At 35.8% G+C, this 19554-nt stretch carries 16 protein-coding genes; 7 read left to right on the forward strand and 9 right to left on the reverse strand.

The genetic code is table 11. The features are described from left to right. Positions 1 to 410: 410 nt before the first annotated feature. Positions 411 to 1091, reverse strand: a complete 681-nt coding sequence (locus GJU43_RS20210; RefSeq protein ID WP_154343376.1) for a DUF4294 domain-containing protein — start codon at positions 1089 to 1091, stop codon at positions 411 to 413. Between the two features lie 81 nt (positions 1092 to 1172). On the opposite strand from GJU43_RS20210, the gene GJU43_RS20215 reads away from it, so the two are divergent. From GJU43_RS20215 to GJU43_RS20240, 6 genes are all read left to right on the forward strand, one after another. Further along, positions 1173 to 2261, forward strand: coding sequence for a M42 family metallopeptidase (locus tag GJU43_RS20215; protein WP_154343378.1), 1089 nt, complete (start codon positions 1173 to 1175; stop codon positions 2259 to 2261). Between the two features lie 69 nt (positions 2262 to 2330). Beyond that, positions 2331 to 3011: a response regulator transcription factor gene (locus GJU43_RS20220; RefSeq protein WP_154343380.1), complete on the forward strand. Its 681-nt coding sequence runs from the start codon at positions 2331 to 2333 to the stop codon at positions 3009 to 3011. Next, positions 3008 to 4369: a HAMP domain-containing sensor histidine kinase gene (locus tag GJU43_RS20225; protein ID WP_154343382.1), complete on the forward strand. Its 1362-nt coding sequence runs from the start codon at positions 3008 to 3010 to the stop codon at positions 4367 to 4369. Before GJU43_RS20220 ends, GJU43_RS20225 begins: the two co-directional genes overlap by 4 nt. 84 nt (positions 4370 to 4453) lie before the next feature. Beyond that, the gene (locus tag GJU43_RS20230) at positions 4454 to 5701 is read left to right on the forward strand and encodes a TolC family protein (protein WP_154343384.1); all 1248 of its coding nucleotides are present in this window, start codon (positions 4454 to 4456) and stop codon (positions 5699 to 5701) included. Between the two features lie 12 nt (positions 5702 to 5713). Further along, positions 5714 to 6799, forward strand: coding sequence for an efflux RND transporter periplasmic adaptor subunit (locus tag GJU43_RS20235; protein WP_154343386.1), 1086 nt, complete (start codon positions 5714 to 5716; stop codon positions 6797 to 6799). Positions 6800 to 6802: 3 nt separating this feature from the next. Continuing rightward, a complete protein-coding gene (locus GJU43_RS20240) occupies positions 6803 to 9901 on the forward strand; it encodes an efflux RND transporter permease subunit (protein WP_154343388.1) in 3099 nt (1032 codons plus the stop codon). A gap of 206 nt (positions 9902 to 10107) precedes the next feature. On the opposite strand, the gene GJU43_RS20245 is transcribed toward GJU43_RS20240, so the two are convergent. Beyond that, a complete protein-coding gene (locus GJU43_RS20245) occupies positions 10108 to 10488 on the reverse strand; it encodes an ankyrin repeat domain-containing protein (RefSeq protein ID WP_154343390.1) in 381 nt (126 codons plus the stop codon). Between the two features lie 514 nt (positions 10489 to 11002). Here GJU43_RS20245 and GJU43_RS20250 point away from each other — a divergent pair. After that, positions 11003 to 11542, forward strand: coding sequence for an SRPBCC family protein (locus GJU43_RS20250; protein WP_154343392.1), 540 nt, complete (start codon positions 11003 to 11005; stop codon positions 11540 to 11542). Between the two features lie 79 nt (positions 11543 to 11621). On the opposite strand, the gene GJU43_RS20255 is transcribed toward GJU43_RS20250, so the two are convergent. From GJU43_RS20255 to GJU43_RS20285, 7 genes are all read right to left on the reverse strand, one after another. Continuing rightward, the gene (locus GJU43_RS20255) at positions 11622 to 12002 is read right to left on the reverse strand and encodes an ankyrin repeat domain-containing protein (protein WP_154343394.1); all 381 of its coding nucleotides are present in this window, start codon (positions 12000 to 12002) and stop codon (positions 11622 to 11624) included. Between the two features lie 186 nt (positions 12003 to 12188). Next, positions 12189 to 13328, reverse strand: a complete 1140-nt coding sequence (locus GJU43_RS20260) for a glycoside hydrolase family 26 protein (protein WP_154343396.1) — start codon at positions 13326 to 13328, stop codon at positions 12189 to 12191. 29 nt (positions 13329 to 13357) lie between these two features. Further along, on the reverse strand, positions 13358 to 14314 hold the full coding sequence (locus tag GJU43_RS20265; protein WP_154343398.1) for a phosphoribosylaminoimidazolesuccinocarboxamide synthase: 957 nt from the start codon (positions 14312 to 14314) through the stop codon (positions 13358 to 13360). A 180-nt stretch (positions 14315 to 14494) separates the two neighbouring features. After that, on the reverse strand, positions 14495 to 16840 hold the full coding sequence (locus GJU43_RS20270; protein WP_154343399.1) for a prolyl oligopeptidase family serine peptidase: 2346 nt from the start codon (positions 16838 to 16840) through the stop codon (positions 14495 to 14497). A gap of 249 nt (positions 16841 to 17089) precedes the next feature. Further along, the gene (locus tag GJU43_RS20275) at positions 17090 to 17920 is read right to left on the reverse strand and encodes a Cof-type HAD-IIB family hydrolase (protein ID WP_154343401.1); all 831 of its coding nucleotides are present in this window, start codon (positions 17918 to 17920) and stop codon (positions 17090 to 17092) included. A 139-nt stretch (positions 17921 to 18059) separates the two neighbouring features. Then, positions 18060 to 18422 (reverse strand): DUF1801 domain-containing protein, encoded by a 363-nt coding sequence (locus GJU43_RS20280; protein ID WP_154343403.1) that lies wholly within the window; start codon positions 18420 to 18422, stop codon positions 18060 to 18062. Between the two features lie 133 nt (positions 18423 to 18555). Beyond that, a complete protein-coding gene (locus GJU43_RS20285) occupies positions 18556 to 19506 on the reverse strand; it encodes a PhoH family protein (protein ID WP_132037591.1) in 951 nt (316 codons plus the stop codon). Between the last annotated feature and the right edge of the window lie 48 nt (positions 19507 to 19554).

The raw sequence follows: 19554 nt of genomic DNA on the forward strand, positions 1-19554 counted from the left end.
ATTCAATGCTTTGGACTGATTTTACCGCTAAGACGCCAAGGTTTTTTCTGCCGGGGTGTATTTCGCAAAGAGCGCAAGGCGTGATTTTATTGCAGTTTTTGATTTCACCCAAAGACGCTAAGTTTCTTTTCTTTCCTATATATAACGTACATCTCTTATGAAAACCTCTGCCCTAGCCCCGATGGAAGTGGAAATCCTTTTGTCCGCCGCGGCGGACAAAAGATTGGAGCGGACAGCGGGATTAAGCTCCTTATCAAATTACAAATTCTTAAATTCCAAATTCCAGAAGCTTTGAATTCGGTCAGGGGGACGGAATAATTGCTGTATACCTATATATACAAAACAAACCCGACAGGTTTTGAAAACCTGTCGGGTTGTAGAAACGAAATCTTACCTTATATATAGGAGAGTTATTTTTTATTGAGTGTCTGTGCTTTTGATTCCCAGTGATTCATCAGATCATCATAGTTTACGGGATTTGCCGGTTTCTGATTCACCAGTCGGCCTGACTCGAATGCTCTGAGAAGAATTGTTTCGATAAGATAGTCCTCGTTGGACTCATAAGGCTTGTATTCTGCTTTTAAACTGATGTCGAATAAATTGGCAGTAGTATTTGATACAAAGGCCTTGAAACCACTTTTTAATGTCCTAATGAGTTCATAGGTGGTGATACCGGTTTGTCGGTGTACGAGCTTTACGAGAATTTGTCCCTGTTTACGCGAAAGTTTCTTTAGCCTTGCTTCGAACTCATTATTAAGGTAGTCTTCTACAATCTTAAAATACTTTTTCTTTTCACGATTGGTTTTTAATCGCGCCATTCCCTGATTTAGTGCCGTCAGTCTGTCGGCAGCTAATTTTGCATATGGATACACTTTGTAAACCCGGTTTTGAAGTATCAAAAATTGCTTTTGTGCTTCGGGATCTAATTTCTCTTTGGAAATGATAATCTCCGGCAATTCAATTGTATCGTTTAGAATTGAATCCTGTTCGGTCAGTGTATAACCCATTTCCTGATTTTGTTTAGGCGTAACCTGTGCCTGACTTGTAAACGAAATCATTATAAAGAATAAAATGCAGTAGGTAAATCTCATTGAATCATAATTTAAGTGTAAAATTATATATTTATACACAACTCTGATACCAAATTTATAAATTAGCAAAAAAATATTTTTATGAGTACAGCATCTATCTTAAAAGATACCTCAATTGCTTTCCTGGAAAGCTACCTCAATAACGCCTCTCCTACCGGCTACGAAAGCGAAGGGCAAAAACTTTGGATGAATTATTTAAAACCTTATGTAGACACTTTTATTACGGATACTTATGGAACAGCTGTCGGGGTTATCAACCCTGATGCCCCCTTTAAAGTGGTTATCGAAGGTCATGCCGATGAAATTTCATGGTATGTGAATTACATTACTGACGATGGTTTATTATATGTAATACGAAATGGAGGTTCTGATCATCAGATTGCACCATCGAAAAGGGTTCACATTCATACCAAAAAAGGGATTGTCAAAGGTGTTTTTGGCTGGCCTGCCATTCATACGCGCTTACGTGATAAAGAAGAATCACCGAAAATCAGCAATATTTTTATTGATTTAGGCTGTGAAACGAAAGAACAGGTGGAAGCAATGGGGGTTCATGTTGGTTGTGTGATTACATATCCGGACGAATTTATGATTCTGAACGAAAACAAATTTGTTTGTCGCGCCATTGATAACAGAATGGGTGGTTTCATGATTGCTGAAGTGGCCCGTTTACTTCACGAAAACAAGAAAAAACTACCTTTTGGTTTGTACATTGTAAATTCGGTTCAGGAAGAAATTGGTTTGCGTGGTGCCGAAATGATTGCACATACCATTAAACCAAACGTTGCCATAGTAACAGATGTCTGCCACGACACGACAACACCTATGATTGATAAAAAAGTGGAAGGCGATCTTAAAATGGGGAAAGGTCCTGTTATTGCTTACGCTCCCGCAGTACAAAACAAATTACGTGATTTAATTGTTGATACTGCCGTGGAAAACAAAATACCTTTTCAGCGTCATGCGACTTCCCGTGCCACAGGAACGGATACGGATGCTTTTGCTTACAGTAACGGAGGTGTAGCTTCGGCATTGATTTCTCTTCCGCTGCGTTATATGCATACCACTGTTGAAATGGTACACAGAGAAGATGTAGAGAATGTAATTCAGTTGATTTATGAATCATTGTTGAAAATTGAAAATAATGAAACTTTTTCTTATTTCAACTAAGAGAAAATAAAAACGTTGGTTCGGTTATTTGACACGATTAAATAACCGGACTGACCAATACAAAAAAGCATGAAGATTTTACTACTCGAAGACGATTTTACTTTATCGAAAGAAATCTCAGCGTTCTTTACCTCAAAGGAATTCGAGTGTTTCCCTTATTACGATGGTTCTTTATTATTGAAAAAATATGCTGCCTACGATTACGATTTAATAATCCTCGATATTAATGTTCCGGGAATAAACGGAATCGAAGTCTGCAAAGGTATTCGAGAAACAGATAAAAAAACGCCGATCATTATGCTGACCGCTTTTAGCGAAATTGAAGATAAATTAGCTTCTTTTGATAATGGTGCAGATGATTATCTGGTTAAGCCTTTCCATTTTGAAGAGCTGTATGCAAGGATCTCTTCTCTATTAAGGCGAAAGGAAATTCCGCAACGAGTTGAAAAGAAAATCATCATTCAGGATTTGGAAATTCTCGAAGAAGAGATGAAAGTATTTCGTTCGGGAGAAGAAATCAAACTGACACCAAAAGAATTTAAGCTTATTTTAATTCTCGCGCATGCCAAAGGAAAGGTTTTATCGAAGCAGTTTATCGCAGAAAAACTCTGGGATTACCACATAGAAACCAATCAGAATACGATTGAAGTTTATATTAATTTTTTGCGAAAGAAAATTGATAAAGACCATGAAACAAAATTGATCCGAACCAAAATTGGTTACGGCTATTATTTAAGCGATCAGGAATGACATTAAAAAACAGGATATCACTTTTAGTCAGTTTATTATTTACAATTCTTTTTGGATTGGCATCTACCGTGATATTCATTTTATATTCTAATTACCGAAAAGAAGAATTCCGTGACCGCCTGGAAATTAAGGCACTTTCAAACATTAAACTTTTAGTAAATGTCAAGCAGATAGACAATCAGCTTTTGAAAATTATTGATCAGAACTCCATCAATAAACTGTATGATGAAAAGACCTTGGTTTTTGATTCGAATTATAAACTTATTTACAGCAGTATTGACGATGCTAAAATCAACTGGTCTGTTGCCGATCTGAAATATTTAAAGAAAAACAAAACCTTCTTTAAGCAACAGGGAGATTATGAAGTGTATGGGGTCTTTTACGATACAAATGACAAAGATTTTTATGCGCTGATCTCCGCAACAGATGATTATGGAAAAAAGAAATTACTTTTTCTGCGTTATACTCTGATTATATCTTACCTCTTTTTTACCTGTGTCTGCTGGGTGACAACTTCCTTTGCCGTCCGAAAAATAATGAATCCTCTGAATGCTTTTCACCAGAAGATAAAAAAAATAAACGAAAATAATCTGGACACGCGTGTTGAAACAAAAAGCAGTAGAAATGAAATTGACCTGATAGCCAATGAATTTAATTTCATGATGGACCGCATTGAAGTTTCGTATCAAAAGCAAAAAGAATTTACGGCTCACGCCTCGCACGAACTTAGAACACCGTTATCCCGAATTACTTCTCAAATAGAGAATGTAGCTGCAGACCGTAAAACAACTCCCGAGGGCAAATCATTCCTGAAAACTATTTTATCGGATGTCAACCAATTAACGGAACTGATTAATTCTTTGCTGATTTTATCTAAGATCGATACTAAAAGCCACGAAAACAATGAAGTACAACGCATGGATGAAATTCTGTTTTCTGCCATCGAAAATCTGAATAAAAGCTTTCCTGACTTTGTTATTTTATTTGAAATTGAAGAAAATGACAATCTGGATAAGGCATTAGAAATAAAAGGGAATAAAAACCTGCTTGAAATAGCACTGGGCAATGTCTTAAAAAATGCCTGTGTTTATTCAGATAACAAACAGGCAAAAGTAAAAATAAGCTCCGATGACAAGAACCTGATCATCTCGATTTCCAATACGGGAACTACATTAAGTGAAGAAGAGCAGAAAAACCTTTTTCAGCCTTTTATGCGCGGCCAAAATTCAAAAGGAACTACCGGATTTGGCCTTGGTTTAAGAATTGTTCAGCGCATATTGACACTACACAAAGCGACGATAAACTACTCTGCGTTAGGTATTAACACGAATTTATTTCAGTTATTTTTTAATTTGTAAGCATTTTTAAGCTAATTTTAAGGTAGATTTTAAGCACTCTTAAAGCCTGCCGATAGCATATTTGTACAAATTAAAAATGATACAATGAGAAAACTATGTGCATTATTACTACTTGTATTGTTCAATCAGGTAGTTTTGGCTCAGAATCCAGTTACACTTCAGGACTGCGAAAGCCAATTTCTAAAAAACAATCTCTTTTTATTGGCGTCCCAATACAATATTGATGCGTCAAAAGCACTGACCATTCAGGCACGTATCTGGGATAATCCCACTATTACCGCAGAATTAAATGCCTATAATCCGGAGCGGAATCAATATTTTGATATTGGCAAAGAAGGCCAGAAAGCATTTGGTATTGAGCAATTAATTTATCTGGGCGGAAAAAAACGCAATGAAATAAAATTAGCACAGACCAATGAAAAACTGGCAGAATTACAATTTAACGACCTTTTAAGGACCTTAAAATTGCAATTACGAAAAAGTTTTTTCACTGTTTATTACAACACAAAAAGTCTTGAAACTACTGACAGACAGCTTGCTCACATTGAAGACTTAGTGAATTCTTATTCGATTCAGGCGCAAAAAGGAAATGTTCCTTTGCGGGATGTTGTTCGCTTACAGTCGTTGTTTTTAAACTTCAAAAACGAACGTATGGAAGTAGTAAACAGTAATATAGAGGAACAGGCAAACTTAAAACTATTATTAAACACCACTGAAAATGTTGTTCCTAGCGTTTCCAGTGATGATTTTAACAAGTACACGAAAATAATTCCTTTTGATCTTAAAAGCCTTGAAAATGATGCTATTACAAATCGTCCTGATTATTTAGCCAAACAAAAGGATATTGAAGCAAACGAACTGAATGTGAAATGGCAAAAATCGCTGTCGATTCCGGATATTACACTGGGCGCAAATTATGATCAGCGAAGCGGTGCTTTTAACAAAGAAGCGAATCTTACTATTGGAATTCCTCTGCCGCTTTGGAACAAAAACAAAGGGAATATCAAATATGCACAAACGATTTTAGAACAGTCGAAAATAGAAAAACAAAATTTTGACCTGCAGTTACAGACCGAAATAACTTCTGCCTGGAACAAATGGGATGAGTCCCGAAAAAATTACATTGTGATAAAACCAACAGTGAACTCCGATTTTGAAGCTGTTTACAATGGGATACTAACCAATTTCCAGAAAAGAAACATTAGCTTATTAGAGTTTACTGATTTTATGGAAAGCTACAATCAGGCTGCAGTTCAGGTAAACGAACTGAAGAAAAAAGTGGTTCTTTCCGGTGAAGAATTAAATAGTACAATCAACAAAGACTTATTTTAAAATCAAATAAAGATGAAATATAAACTAATTATAGGAATTGCTCTTGTGAGTTTGTCAATCGTAAGCTGCAAAAAGGAAGTTGAAAACCCGGAAACCAGTACCACTTTTGCACTAAGTGATGCTATGCTAAAAACAACTACAACCGCCGAAGCCCAGACGCAACCGGTAAAAAACGAACTGAGTTTTTACGGAAAAATTACAGCAGACAATAATAAAATGATTGATGTTTATCCACTCGTTGGGGGAAACGTAGTAAAAGTAAATGTAGAACTTGGAGATTATGTTCGTAAAGGGCAAGTTCTTGCTACTATAAAAAGTACTGACATCGCTGATTTTGAAAAACAATCTATTGACGCAAAAAGTGACTTACTTGTAGCTAAAAATGGTTTAAAAGTCGCCCAGGAACTATTTGATGGAAAATTAAACTCCGAAAGCGATGTACTTCAGGCCAAATCGGAAGTAAATAAAGCACAGTCCCAGTTGAATAAAATTCAGGAAACCTATAAAATTTACAATATCAAAGCAGGTTCTATTTATGAAGTGACCGCTCCTATTAGTGGATTTATTATTCAAAAAAGTATCAATCAGGATATGCTTTTGCGAAATGACCGTTCTGAAAACATTTTTGACATTGCTGAAATCAGTGAAGTGTGGGCATTGGCCAACATTAATGAAATTGATATCAATAAAGTAAAATTAGGAATCGATGCCGATGTAACGACTTTAAGTTACCCTGATAAAATCTTTAAAGGAAAAGTGGATAAGATTTTCAATGTAATCGATCCGGAAACCAAAGCCATGCAGGCTCGTATAAAACTGAAAAACACCGATTATTTACTGAAACCGGATATGAATGCAAACATAAAATTATCTTTTAATGAAGGTACAAATATGATTGCAATTCCAAGCAAAGCGATTGTTTTTGATAAAAGTAAAAACTTTGTCATGATTTTTAAAGACCGTAACAATATCGAAACGAGACAGGTGGAAGTTTACAGACAGGTTGGTGACACTACTTATATTTCAAGTGGTTTAAAAGACAACGAAAAAGTCATTACCAACAATCAGTTATTTATTTATCGCGCTTTAAACGAATAAGACATGAACAAATTCATACGAAACATTATCGCTTTTTCGCTAAAGAATAAAGCGTTTACCTTTTTTTGGGTTGGATTACTGGCAGTTGCAGGGTTTATTTCTTTTAAGACCATGCCAATTGATGCTTTTCCTGATGTTACCAATACGCAGATTATCATTATTACACAATGGAACGGAAAGAGTGCTGAAGAAGTAGAGCGTTTTGTTACTTCCCCTATTGAAATTTCCATGAACTCGGTGCAGAAAAAGACCAGTGTCCGCAGTATTACGATGTTTGGTTTATCTGTAATTAAAATTATTTTTGACGATGGTGTAGACGATACTTTTGCCCGTTTTCAGGTAAACAACTTACTTAAAAATGTGTCCCTTCCCGATGATGTGGAGCCGGATGTGCAGCCTCCGTATGGGCCAACGGGCGAAATATTCCGATATATTGTAAAAAGCAACAGCAGGGACAGTCGGGAATTATTGACCTACCAGAACTGGGTGATCGACAAACAGCTTCGTGCACTTCCGGGTGTTGCCGATTTAAATGTATTTGGAGGTCAGACCAAAACGTATGAAGTGGGTGTTGATCCTATAAAACTGGCTAAATACAATATTACACCGTTACAGGTTTACAACGCTGTAAATGCAGGAAATCTAAATGTGGGCGGTGATGTTATCGAAAAGAACGGCCAGGCTTTTGTAGTTAGAGGTGTTGGTTTGCTAAAATCCATTTCCGACATTGAAAATATTATTGTCGATGATGCACACGGAAATCCAATCCTGGTTAAAAATCTGGCTAATGTATATGAAAGTGCCATGCCAAGAGTAGGACAGACAGGAATAGGAAAAAATGACGATGCCGTTGAAGGTATAGTCGTGATGCGTAAGGGAGAAAACCCGCAGGAAACCCTGGCGCTAATTAAAGACAAAATAAAAGACCTGAATGAAAATATCCTTCCCAAAGACATCAAAATAGAAACCTTTTATGATCGTGATAATCTGATGAATTTCACGACAGAAACGGTAATGCATAATTTATTGGAAGGTATTATTCTGGTTACCTGTATGGTGTTTCTATTTATGGCCGACTGGAGAACCACTTTTACGGTTTCAATTGTTATTCCGTTGTCCCTGTTATTTGCCTTTTTGTGCCTGAAAATGATGGGAATGAGTGCCAACTTACTGAGTTTAGGCGCGGTCGATTTCGGAATTATCATTGATGGCGCCGTGGTGATGGTGGAAGGATTGTTTGTGGTGCTGGACCATCGGGCACATCAATTGGGTATGACGGCTTACAATAAAATTGCCAAAGGCAGCCTGATTAAAAAAACAGGAGCAGAAATGGGTAAAGCCATCTTCTTTTCAAAATTAATCATCATAACCGCTTTGCTGCCTATATTTTCGTTTCAGAAAGTAGAAGGAAAAATGTTCTCTCCCCTCGCCTATACACTAGGATTTGCCTTAATGGGAGCCTTACTTTTTACGCTGACACTGGTTCCTGTTTTATCGCACATTCTTTTAAATAAAAATGTAAAAGAAAAGAACAATCCTTTTGTTAATTTCTGGAATAGAATTGTAGACAAGGGTTTTGCCTGGACATTCAAACACAAAACAAAAACACTTATTGCTTCTATCGCAATTTTGGCAACAGTCTTTTTCTCTGCTACGTTTTTAGGAACAGAATTTTTGCCTCAGTTAAATGAAGGCGCGCTTTGGGTTACCGCAGAACTTCCTATGAGTACTTCCCTGCCCGAAAGTGTCGAAACTGCAGCCATTATCCGAAAAGATCTGGAAACATTTCCGGAAGTTAAAAATGTCCTATCCCAAACAGGAAGAAGTAACGACGGAACGGATCCGAATGGTTTTGGTTTTATACAGCTTCAGGTCGATTTAAAGCCCAAATCAGAATGGAAAAGAAAAATTTCTATGGATGATTTAATTAATGAAATGGATAAAAAGCTAAAAGTGCATCAGGGAATCACGTATAATTATTCACAACCTGTAATTGATAATGTTGCGGAATCCGTAGCTGGATTCAAAGCCTCCAATGCAGTGAAAATTTACGGGGACGATCTGGATAAACTTGACGAATTATCAAATGAAGTTTTAAAACAAATAAAAGATATTCCAGGGATTAAAGACGTCGGTATTCTTAGAAATGTGGGGCAGCCCGAAATAAGCGTAATTCTGGACAGGGATAAAATGGCCGCTTATGGCGTAACACTTAGTGATGCCCAGGCAGTGCTGGAACTTGCATTTGGAGGAAAAACAGCCACTCAGAAATATGAAGATGAGAAAAAATTCGATGTGAGGGTTCGTTTTTCGAAAGAGTACCGTAAAGATGAGAACGACATCAGTGAACTTAAAGTTCCTACGATCAGTGGCATAAAAATTCCTTTGAAGGAGATCTGCGATATCAAGACGATTACCGGCCCTGCTTTTATTTACAGGGATAATACCAAACGTTTTATCGGGGTTAAATTTTCAGTTCGCGACAGGGATTTAGGAAGTACCATTGCCGAAGCACAGGCAAAAGTGTCCAAAATGAAACTCCCATCCGGATACACCGTTGGCTGGACAGGAGAATTCGAAAATCAGGTTCGTGCCAGTGCGCGTCTGGCACAGGTAGTTCCAATCAGTTTAATCGGGATTTTTGTGTTGCTGTTTATCCTTTTTGGAAACATCAAAGATTCATTATTGGTTTTAGCCAATGTTCCGTTTGCCATCATCGGAGGAATTATTGCTTTACATCTTACACGCATGAATTTCGGAATTTCTGCCGGAGTTGGTTTTATTGCCCTGCTTGGAATCTGTATCCAGAACGGCGTAATTCTGATATCCGAATTCCATCACAATATGAAGTCCAAACTAACCCTTGAGGAATCTATCTTTCTGGGTGTTAAAGCTAGAACAAGAGCAGTAGTAATGACGGCCCTGATGGCTTCTATAGGTTTAATGCCGGCCGCTATTTCTACAGGAATTGGTTCTGAGTCACAAAAACCACTGGCCATTGTTATTATTGGAGGTTTAATTACCGCAACCATTTTGACTCTATTAGTTTTTCCAATTATTTTCTGGGTGTTCAACCGCAAAAAAGATGTTCCTATTGAATAAAGGATTTTAAAATAAATGAGTTGGTTAAATTAATTTGGTTTGGTTTAAAAAGAAAAGCATCATTAGTCATAATGGTGCTTTTTTGATTTTACGAACTCTTAACGGCTACCTAATGTGGTGCAGCAACATTTTAAAACAAAAAAAAACGGCCTTCTGCTCAAGGAAGGCCGTTTGATTATACTAACTCAAACTCTTTTAAACTTATATTATTTTAAGTCTTTTAAAATAGCAATAGCTTCTGTAGCGTTTGATAATTGTGCATATTTTAAAGCTGTATATCCTTGCTCGTTTTTATCAGAAGGACGAGCACCGCTAGCCAATAAAAGTTTGATGATTTCAACTCTGTTATAACGGGCTGCAGTCATTAAAGGAGACATATCGCCTGATTTTTCGTTTACATTAGCTCCGTATTCAATAAATTTTTTCACTACTTCAACATCTCCTTTGCTAACAGCAACGTTCAATGGAGTTGAATCATATAAAGAGATTACAACTGGTTGGTTAACAACTGCTTTTTGATTTGAAGCCATTGCAACATTTGCAAATGTTACTAATGCTAATCCTAAATAAATAACTGAATTTTTCATAATGGTTTTGTTTTTTAAAATTGATTGATAAAATATGATTGATGATCTTAAATGCTTGTACAAATGTAAATTAAAAATCAGTATATTGTATTACAAGGTACTATGTTTTAACTAATTCTTAACGTTCTGTTAATGATTTCGAAATAATACAATCTAATTTCTAACTAATTCCTCTTAATAGACGCTGCAAAGGTAGAAATGTTACACATATTTAAATATTTTTAAAAAATAATTGACCAATATTTCTAAAATTGTAAAACCAAAACATTACTTTTTTAACTTTACTTTAAAGTTATACTCAAAAAAGGTTTCTTTTTTTAATTAAACTTAAATTTTTGGACAATAATTCATACTAAAATGATGTAAATTAATTATTTTTTGGAAAAAATAAAAAGTAAGAAAATATTTAAAATACGTGTACTGGTTTTTTATAAAGAAAAAGGAGAATAAACAATCTGTAAGTCATTATACATATAAAAACAATATCTTAAGTAACTTTTAAAATCAAAAAAATATGGGAGTTCTAAAAAAAATTCTGGTAGCATTGATATTGCTTATATCAATCGTATTAATCGCGGCTTATTTTATGCCTAAAAATTATGCTGTTGCAAGGGAAATTACAATCAACAAACCGGCTGACAGTATATTTAATTATGTCAGATATTTAAAAAACCAAAGTAAATTTAGCGTCTGGGCCAATATAGACCCGAAGATGAAATCGACTTATAAGGGAACCGACGGAAAAGTGGGAGCTATCTCAGCCTGGGAAAGCAAAGTAAAAGAAGTTGGCGTTGGCGAACAGGAAATCACAAAAATTACGGAAGGAAAACGTCTGGATTTCGATCTTCGTTTTAAAGAACCAATGAACGATACTGCCGTAGGATTTATGTCAACGGAAGCTACAGCAAGCAATCAGACTAAAGTAAAATGGGGAATTGAGGGGGTGATACCCTATCCGATGAATATCATGTTGCCCATGATGAACATGGATAAAATGATTGGAAACGATCTTCAAAAAGGACTCGAAAATCTCAAAGCAAAAATGGAGGACTAATTTAATCTTATAAAAAAAGCGCAATTCAGTTTAAATTGCGCTTTTGTTGTTACCCCAACTAATACCGAAGTTTATACTTTTATTTTAGCCCTTTCAAAATAGCGATACATTCCGTTGATTTTGAATACTCTGCATACTTTAAAGCGGTAAGCCCTTTGTCATTCTCTATCGAAGGTTTAGCGCCGCTTTCCAGCAAAATTTTAACGATTTCCGGATTGTTGTAGCGTGCAGCAAGCATCAGAGGTGACATGTCCCTTACAATTTTATTTACATCTGCACCGTACTCAATGCATTTTTTAACGCCTTCAATATCGCCTTTGCTGATAGCAAAATGTAATGGTGAACCGTTGGAAACTCTTAATTCGATTTGACCTTCTACTGAAGATTTTTGACTTGAAGCCATTGCTACATTTGCAAATGCTACTAAAGCTAATCCTAAAATAATTACTGATTTTTTCATGACGATTGTTTGTTTAATGATTGATGATTATGATGATTTAAAAATAACCCCGTTTAATTAAATACCGGTTGCAATACAATAGACTACTAAAAAGCCAAAATGTTACAGAAAAATGAAAAAAAAATACAAATAAAAAAAATGCAACTCATTTTAATCTGAATTGCATTTTCTTTTTTAAATTATTAATCACCTGATTATAAATTTATTACGATAAATATGTATCAGATCTTTTTCAAATAAAGTAAAAGGGTCTTTATAAAAATTTACAAAATCAGGAACACTGACCTGACCGGGAAAGGGAGCGTAAAAATGAGTTGGACTAGTGGCGTCATTTCTCCAAACCAATACATAAGCCAATTGCAGGTTGTTTGATTTTAAAGTTTTTAATAAAGTCTGGGTCCACCAATTTACATCCGGAATTGATTCCAATCCCGTTTCGGTAAAAGCGGCCAGTTTATTTTTTTTGATTGCTAAATCTGAAATTATCGAGAGTCTTCGAATCCCGGCTTCCAAATCATATTTCCCGTCCCTGCCAAAATCACCATAATCATCCATACCGAACATATCGACAAAATCATCACCTGGATAACGTTCTAAATATTCTGTTTCCGAATTGAATCTGGTGTCCGGAGAAAAAGCGTAAATAAAATTATGCACCTCTAAAGTGTCTCTTAAATAAGCGACTGTAAATTGCCAGACCGCGATAAAATCTTCCCTTGAAGTGTATTTTTTTCCCCACCAGAACCAATCTCCGTCAAATTCATGAAAGGGTCTGAAAATCATTGGAGCCAATGTTCCGTCTTTTCCTTTAACAGAATGTGCAAAATCAGCAATAGTCTTTAAAATCGTTTTGTATTCTTCGTGGTACGATCCACCGGGTTTAATCAATGCCATAGCAGCCACCGAAGAAGAGTCTTTCCAGTAAAAACCCTGATTGGAAACGGGATTCCTGAAATGCCAGGAAACGGTTGTAATTCCGCCACGTTCGTAAGTTGCGATTACATTCTTTTTCAGAAGGGCAGCGGTTTTTTCAATTTCTTCTTTCGAATGGCCGGAAAATCCGCTAAAATCAATGCCAACAACAGCCGGATGAGAACCCGTCACGGACTTCACATCCGATCTGTCTGCTTCATTTGACCATCCATGACCGTATTCCAGTGCATGCTGATGTCCGAAAAGAATATGCTTCTTTGAAATTAGTCTGAGATTCCTGTACAAAGCCTTTGTTTCCTTAGTGGCTTGCATATCAAGCTGTGCAAAAAGAAAATGCCCTGCTATCATACATAGAAATAGCAAGACATTTTTTTTATTGGGTATATATTTCATGGTTTAAATAGTTAGTTTAAACCCGAAAATTACGCTTTAGTCGAAAGGTAATCTAATACGTTTTTATCAATACGTTGATCAATATTGGCAATATCGGCTTTAACGAATTTTTCTCCCAGAATATTTTCATACAATTCAATATATCTTTCTGAAACCGATTCGATGTAAGCATCTGTCATCTCCGGAATTTGCTGTCCGTCCTGTCCCTGAAAACCATTTTCGATCAACCAGCGGCGTACAAACTCTTTTGATAATTGCTTTTGCTCCTCCCCTTTTTCCTGTCTTTCCTGATATCCGTCAGCATAAAAATAACGGGAAGAATCCGGCGTATGAATTTCATCAATTAAAACAATAACACCATCTTTTGTTTTTCCAAATTCGTATTTGGTATCTACCAAAATCAAACCGCGATCAGCAGCGATTTCAGTTCCTCTTTGAAATAAATCTCGTGTAAATTTTTCTAAAACAATATAATCTTCTTCCGAAACAATTCCTTTTGCTAAAATAGCTTCACGGGAAATGTCTTCGTCATGAGAACCGTTATCCGCTTTTGTAGTTGGCGTAATAATCGGTTCCGGAAATTTATCATTTTCCTTTAAACCTTCAGGCATTGTTACCCCGCAGATTTGTCTTCTTCCGGCAGCATACTCACGGGCAGCATGACCTGAAAGGTAGCCACGAATAACCATTTCAACTTTAAAAGGCTCACATAAATGCCCTACAGCCACATTTGGATCAGGTGTAGCAATCAACCAATTTGGCACAATATCTTCTGTCAATTCCATAAATCTTGTAGCAATCTGATTCAAAATCTGGCCTTTGTACGGAATTCCCTTTGGTAAAACTACATCAAAAGCCGACAATCTGTCGGTGGCCACCATTACCAAAAGTTCGTCATTGATGTTATAAACTTCTCTGACCTTTCCGCGGTACACTGATTTCTGATCTGGAAAATTAAAATTTGTAGTTGTGATTGTATTGCTCATTATGCTTTGTTTGTGTTGTTTTATGAATGCAAATTTAAAACTAATTAAAAGAGGAAGCAAAAAAAGTATTCAGTTTTCAGTTTTCAGTGTTCAGTCGTAGTTGTTAGTATCAGTTTGCACATTGTGACTGTAAACTGAGACTGCGACTGAAAACTGAATACTGAGACTGCGACTGAAAACTTATTTCAAAAGTGTCGAATTAAACAAATTCAAAATCCTGCTGTATTCGTCAATCCAGGAATATGTTTCTTTGAAGCCATGTGATTCTACCGGAAAAGAAGCAAGTGTCCAGTTTTTTTTCTGTAATTCAATAAAACGTTGTGATAAACGCACAATGTCTTTGTATTCTACATTATCGTCAACCATTCCGTGTAACATTACTAAGTTGCCTTTCAAATTATCTGCATAATAAATTGGTGAACTTTTTTTGTAGGCTTCCGGATCAGTTTCCGGAAAATTCAAAATATTTCCGGTGTAGCCGTGATTGTAATGTGCCCAATCGGTAACAGATCGCAAGGCTGCACCTGAGGCAAATTCTCCCGGAGTGGTAAGCATTCCCATCAAAGTAATAAAACCTCCGTAAGAGCCTCCGTAAATCCCTACTCTGTTAGGATCGATACCCAAATTGTTAACTAAATATTTTTTACCATCCAGATGATCAGACAGGTCTTTTCCACCCATAAAACGATAAATTCCGGTTCTGAAATCACGTCCGTAACCGTCACTTCCTCTGTAATCAATATCCAAAACGGTATAACCTAAATCGGTTAACAAATTATGAAACATATATTCCCTGTAATAATTACTCCAATAATTATGTGCATTTTGCAGATAACCGGCTCCGTGTACAAAAATGATTGCTGCTTTATTGGCATTTTCTGTTTTTGGCGTGTACAATCTTGCATTTACAGGAGTTCCGTCTTCTGCCTTGAAGGTAATAACCTGAGGTTCTCTCCATTGGTATTTTTTAAAACTTTCTGATGGTGAAGATGAAATTTGCTGTAATACCGTATTCTTTTTATTCTCGGCAATATAAAAATCCCAAGGCTTATTTTTATAGGAATAGCGTACCAGAAGTGTTTTTTCGTCCGGAGACACTACTACTTCATGAGCCCCGTCTTTCGTTAAAATGGCTTGCAGAATACCGTCTGCAGTATTTAATTTATAAAAATTCCTGTTTCCGGGATGTGTGGTATTTGTCGTTAAATAGAATGTTTTTTTATCTTTCGATAACGTCAGATCACGAACTTCCCAATTTCCTTTTGTAAGCTGATTTTTTACGTTCGACTTTAAATTGTACGTATATAAATGTGAATACCCTGTTGCTTCTGACTGAAAATAGAGGGTTTCATTGTCTGCCAAAAAACCAAGGTTACCCGGTTCAAAAGCGTACGATGGAATTCCCGGTCCGCCAATCCAGGCTTCGTCGTGCTGATGCTCGATTTCTGTGAAAGAACCGTTCTCCAGGTTCAGGCTTACAATCCATCGGTCTTTATTGTCCTGACTTCTGATTTCTGTAATGGCAAATGATCCGTCTTCGTTATAAACAGGAGACAACGCAACAATTAGCTTGTCTTCTTTTTCTTTGTTTTTTAAATTATCATACGTTTTATAATATTCCGGAACATCCTGAATATGGCTCAATTTTGAAAAATTGACAAAATAAACAGAATCTTTAGCCACCGAATAAATTCCAAATTGTGTTTTTACCAGATTAGCGGTCGATACTTTTTCTTTGGTGTCAGGAGTCTGATTATAGCCATCATCAGTGATAAAAACTTCCATTTTTTCCTGTTTGACTTCAACGTTCTGAATTAAACTGAACGTAGCATAATTCCCTTTCGGACTCGCTTTAAGACCAGTTAAATTATCTTTTCCGTAAAAGTATTCTTTGGCAAAATCTGACTTAACTGCTTTGCTTTTAGCTAAATTCCATTGTTTTTTGGCTTCTTTATCTCTTATAAACTGAAATAATTCCTTTTGCTGATTTTTCAGAAAGCTATCTTTATCCGGCGTTTTTTCTTTTTTAGCTCCTTTACTAAAATTAGTAATTTGCAGTACTGTACCTTCCTTACTATCGTATTTAAAGATATTTTCGTTTTGTTCAAAAAATACAATTCCAGCTTCATTTCCCAATGTAAGGTTAGAAATCGGGTTGTTTTGCTGGTATAACTTTTTTACTGATTTTGAGCTAATGGTATAGGAATACAATCCTCCTTTATCTGTATAATAAGCAATATCTGATCCTGGCTTTCTTTTAAAATCCAATTTAGAAAAAACAGCCTCTTTTGGTTCAACGAGTACAGGATTCGAAAAGCCTTTTTGCCATGCATACGTACTGGGACCCAGTTCATCTTTAGGGTTCCATTCAAAATAAACTTTTTTGCCATCCAGGGACCATCTTCCGTTTGTTGGCTGATTACCAATAAAAGACTCTCCTTTCATGATCTCTTCTAACTTTAAAGTCTGACTGTTACCTGTTATGGAAAAAATCAAAAAAGCGAGGATAAAGGTATTTTTAATCATAATTGTGTTTGTTTAGTAAAGCAAAAATACACTTTGAAAAGTATTAAAAAAATGTTTTTAGCCATTGCTTCCCAATTCACTTGAATTAAATCAATAAAAATAAGGCTGCTCAAAATTTAAAGCTCCTTAAAAAAAAAGCAATTGCAGTTTTCTTTCTGCTGTAATTTAAAAAACTGCTAATAATTGATAGACAATTCATTAGCAGTTTATAAAATAAAACCATCAGTCTGGTTTCTCTATTATTTAAAATTAGCTTATTGCAAATTCCTTATCGAGAATTCTTGACGCAATATATCTGGCTACACCATCTTCAGCATTCGTTTTAATGACTTCTAAATTCGGTAACGTTTCTTTTAACAAAGCCGGCGCATTTCCCATGATCAGGCCTTTACCGGTTGCAGATAACATCTGAACATCATTAAAACCGTCTCCAAATGAAACTGCCTGATCCATTGTAAAACCTTCCTTTTCTAAAACCGTAGCAATCGCCACAGCTTTATCAACAGATTTGTCCATAAATTCCAGGCAGGTTGGCAAGCTGAAAGCATGATGCAATTCACTTGAAGATTTTTCTAAAATAGCATCTTTCAGCGCAACTAATTTTTCATGATCGTCGTGGGAGAAGAATATTTTTATAGCTCCGAAATCTTCCAGCGTTTTATAATCAACCAATTCCGGAAGGTATTTCATATCTGCCTGAAAACTATTTAGTTTTTCATTTAATTTATTCGTCTGCCAAACATTTTCCTTGAATAAAACAACGGTAATTTCAGGGTCTATCTCTACATTTAAAGCTGCCTTCACTACATCACTATTCAGGTTGAAGGAAAAAAGTGCTTCTTTTTCGGGTGAATGGATTCGTGCTCCGTTTGAACTTACTAAATAAACCGGAACATTAAGCGTTTCTATAATCGCCATCGCATCCAGATGATGACGGCCTGTAGCAACAACTATAAGGTAATTTTGATTGTGAAGTTCCTGAAAAATGGATTTGGTGTAATCGGATATTCTGTGTTGAGGGTTGAGTAAAGTGCCGTCAAGGTCACTCACAACAACTTTTATATTTCTTAATTTCGTCATATTAAAGATCAGATATTTATGATTTGCAAATTTAAGGTTTTGAGACCAGCTGAGCAAAGATTAGAAGTCCTGAAAGCCTAAAATGACGCAAGTTTATTATATATTTAACTATTTCTTCAAAAAGTAAATTATTGCTAATTTATACTTTAATAATTCCTGATTTATATAAATTTAAAGCCTTCTGTAAAATAGTTTCAATCTTCTCTAAAGGCAAATCCTGTGTATAATCAAGCATCATGATTTTCATTCTCGAACGATCTTCCTGAATTAAAAAAGGTTCGTCAAAATGTTTTCCTTCTACAATTCCGATATAAGGCTGCCTGTTTTTTTTATGAATCCACAAATAGCAGAACATTTTTCCTTTATAACAAAAAAAAGGCATTCCGTATTTTAAAACGTTGGTAATTTCTTTGTCCTGACGAAGGATAATTTCTTTCAAAGCAAGCAATACCTCTTTAAAAGACTGTTCCTGCTTTTCATAAAAATCATCTGTTTCTTTCATTGTAAAAGCTTTAGATTTTAAACCAAAAAATATTCGTTTTACGCATTTCTAAAAAAGAATGAGTAAAACGAATATCAGTAAACATCAGAACACATTTCACGATTTACATCTGACATTTAATAAGAAAACCAATTTAATCGTGATTTTCTATTTGTTTATAAGCATCAATTACCTTTTTCACCAATCTGTGACGTACGATATCTTTATCATCGAGATAAATAATTCCGATTCCGTCAACGTCTTTCAGAACCAGAATTGCTTCTTTAAGACCAGAAATAGTTCTTCGCGGCAAATCGACCTGTCCCGGATCACCCGTAATCATAAACTTGGCATTTTTTCCCATACGGGTCAAAAACATTTTCATTTGCGAGTGGGTGGTATTTTGCGCTTCATCGAGAATTACAAAGGCATTATCAAGTGTACGTCCGCGCATAAACGCCAGTGGTGCAATCTGAATAATTCCTTTTAAAATGTAATCTTCGAGTTTTTCGTTCGGAAGCATATCGCGTAATGCATCATAAAGCGGCTGCATGTAAGGATCCAGTTTTTCTTTCATGTCACCGGGCAAAAAACCAAGATTTTCTCCTGCTTCTACTGCCGGCCTGGTTAATATGATCCTTTTTACTTCTTTGTCTTTAAGTGCTTTAACAGCCATTGCAACACCTGTGTACGTTTTTCCCGTTCCTGCCGGACCTACTGCAAATACCATATCATTTTTTTTGATAGTATCTACCAGCAGCTGCTGATTGGGTGTCATTGCTTTTATGATTTTACCCCCAACGCCATGAACCAGTATTTTGTCATGATCATATGATCTTTTTTCATCCTGACCATCACTCATGATTACGCGTTCAATTACATTGTCGTCAATGTTGTTGTATCGGGTAAAATGCAACATTAATCTTTGAAATCTTTTTTCGAATTCATCTAAAACTTCTTTTTCGCCAAATGCTTTCAAAGTCGTTCCTCTCGCTACTATTTTAAGCTTTGGATAGTACTTTTTAATGATTTCCAGATGGCTGTCCTGAGCGCCCCAAAATTCTTTTGGCGCAATGTCTATTAGCTCGATTATTCTTTCGTTCAAATGAGATAGTTTTAAATTAAATTAAATCTTTTTTTTAAAATCAATTGG

Source organism: Flavobacterium sp. LC2016-23 (assembly GCF_009674775.1).
GTDB lineage: Bacteria > Bacteroidota > Bacteroidia > Flavobacteriales > Flavobacteriaceae > Flavobacterium.